Below are 2228 nucleotides of genomic sequence, written 5' to 3'. Positions count from 1 at the left end.
GACGGAGCGGTGCAGGAGCCTGTCGAGCAGGGCTGCGGCGACGGCGGTGTCGCCCAGGACTTCTCCCCAGGAGCCGACGCCTTTGTTGCTTGTGATGATGATCGAGGTCTTCAGGTACCTCTGCGACACGACTTGGAACAGGGCAGATGCGGCTTCGGCGGGCAGCGGCAGGTAGCCCAGTTCGTCGATGACCAGGCAGGTGGGGCCGGCGAAGAAGCGCATGGTGGTGGCCCAGCGGCCTTCGATCGCGGCGCGGTGGCATCGGGCGGCGAGGTCGGCGGCGGTGGTGAAGTAGGTGCGGTACCCGGCCTCGGCCGCGCTGCGGGCCAGGCCGACGGCGAGGTGGGTTTTGCCGACGCCGGGTGGCCCGATGAGGAGCACGTTGGTGGCCTGCTCGAGGTAGCGGCCGGTGGCGAGCTCGTTGATCAGGGCGGGGTCGACGCCGGGGGCGGCGTCGTAGTCGAAGTCGGCCAGGGTGGCCGGGGTCGGTAGGGAGGCGAACCGGATCCGCCCGGCGAGGCGGCGTGCCTCAGTGGCGTCGACCTCGATCGCGAGGAGGCGTTCCAGCGCCGCGGTCACGGTCAGCCCCTCGGTGTGGGCTGCGTCCAGGACGGTGGGTAGGTGCTCGGCGGCGTCGTGCAGCTTCAGGACTGCGAGGTGGGCGCGTAGCTGCTGGTACAGCGAGGCCTGACCGGCACTGGCTGGGGTGGTCAGGGTCGCGGATTCGGTTGTGGTCATGGGGTGTTGCTCTCCTTGGTGGGGTTGGGCGTGCCGGGTGCTGCTGGTGGCGGGGTGAGGGTGTTGCGCCCGGCTGCTGCGGCGGCGTACACGCTCAGGTCGACCACGCCCGCCTCGACGTGCTCGGCCTGGTCGTGGCCTGCGGGCCGGGTGCGCAGGGTCGCGGCGTGTGCTCGGGCGGCAACGCTTGGTGGGAGCCGTTCCTTGCTGCGGTGCGGCTTGGCGGTGGTGGACGCGGCGAGGGCGGCCTGCTCCAGGGCGGCGACGTGGACGTCGGTGCGGATGGTGGCGCCGGCCCCGGGTGGGGCCAGGGCGTGCCGGGCGATCACGGTCGGCAGGGGTGAGGCGCGACCGGGGGTGGGGAGGGTGGCGATGTCCAAGTGGGTGGCGCCCAGTCGCACCGACACGCTCACGGTGGCCCCGTGCAGCTGCGGTGGCACGGAGTACCGGTTCCCGCGGTAGGACACCAGAGCCTGCGCCGACACCAGCCGCTCGACGGTGAGCACGGCCGGGTACGGGGCCGGCATCGGTGCCAGCGGCTCAGCCTTGGCCACGGTCGCGACGGTGGCGCGCCCATCAGCGGTGGCGCGCATCCGCACGTCGCCGCGGGTGGAACACCACTTGTCCAGCAGCGCTTGTGCTTCCTCGACGGTGGCTTCGTCGGGTACGGTCCGCCAGAATCGCTGGGCGGCAACGTGGTTGGCTTTCTCCACGACGCCTTTGCGGTTCCCTCGCCGCGGGGGGCACGGCTTGATGGTCACGGCGTAGTGCTTGGCGACGCCCGCGAAGGACGCGCTGACCTTGCCCGTGCTCGGGGACACGACCGTGGCCATCCGGTCAAAGCGCCAGTCCTTGCTCAAGCCGCCCAGGGCTCGGGCGACCCGGTCCAGCCCGTCGATGAGGTGGGGTTGCTCCATCGACTCGCAGAGCACGCCTCGCCAGCGACTGGAGTGCGAGAGTGCCCCGACGAGCAGATAGGCGGTTTTGCCCCACCCCCAGTGTTCGGGCGGGTCGGGCAGCTCGACCCAGTCCCACTGGGTCTCCTGCCCGGGCGGATGCTCGATCACCGCCACCGCCCGGCCCTTGGTCGGTCGGCACGCCTCACACGCCGGGCGTAACCCCCGGGTCCGGATCGCCCGCGTCATGGACGGGTACGAGCGGTCGTACCCGAGCTCGAGGAGCTCGTCGTACAGCGCCGAGGCCCACAGGTGCGGGTCGTCACCCAGACGCTGAGCGACGTAGGCGGCGAACGGTTCGAAGTGGTCGACGACGGTGCGTTGACGCACGCCCGCCTGCCGACCGTTGAGATAGGCCCGGACCGTCTTGCGGTCCTTTCCCAGGTGGCGGGCGATGGCTGAGATCGTCCACCCCTGCCGGTGCAACGCGTGCACGTCGATGTCGTCCTCCCGTGTGAGCATGAGCGGAGGGGCTCCTTTGGTGAGCTGGTGCGTGGTCAGAGACCACCAGCGTCAAAGGAGCCCCGCCCGACT

At 71.2% G+C, this 2228-nt stretch carries 2 protein-coding genes; both read right to left on the bottom strand.

Annotated features, from left to right (window positions below; translation table 11 throughout):
- Nucleotides 1–738, bottom strand: a 738-nt coding sequence (istB, locus tag ABD225_RS18625) for an IS21-like element helper ATPase IstB (protein WP_344089215.1), incomplete at its 3' end; no start/stop codon positions are given.
- Entirely contained in the window at nt 735–2156 is a 1422-nt protein-coding gene (istA, locus tag ABD225_RS18620; protein ID WP_344089212.1) for an IS21 family transposase, read from the bottom strand. The genes istA and istB, both read right to left, overlap by 4 nt.
- Nucleotides 2157–2228: the final 72 nt, after the last annotated feature.

The organism is Nostocoides veronense (assembly GCF_039531185.1).
GTDB classification, from domain to species: domain Bacteria; phylum Actinomycetota; class Actinomycetes; order Actinomycetales; family Dermatophilaceae; genus Nostocoides_A; species Nostocoides_A veronense.
Note: the sequence above shows the minus strand (reverse complement) of the source record. Positions and strands in the feature narration are given on the sequence as shown.

Coding starts and splice junctions, on each gene's coding strand:
- istA (WP_344089212.1), bottom strand. CDS start 2,156: ATGCTCACACGGGAGGACGACATCGACGTGCACGCGTTGCACCGGCAG.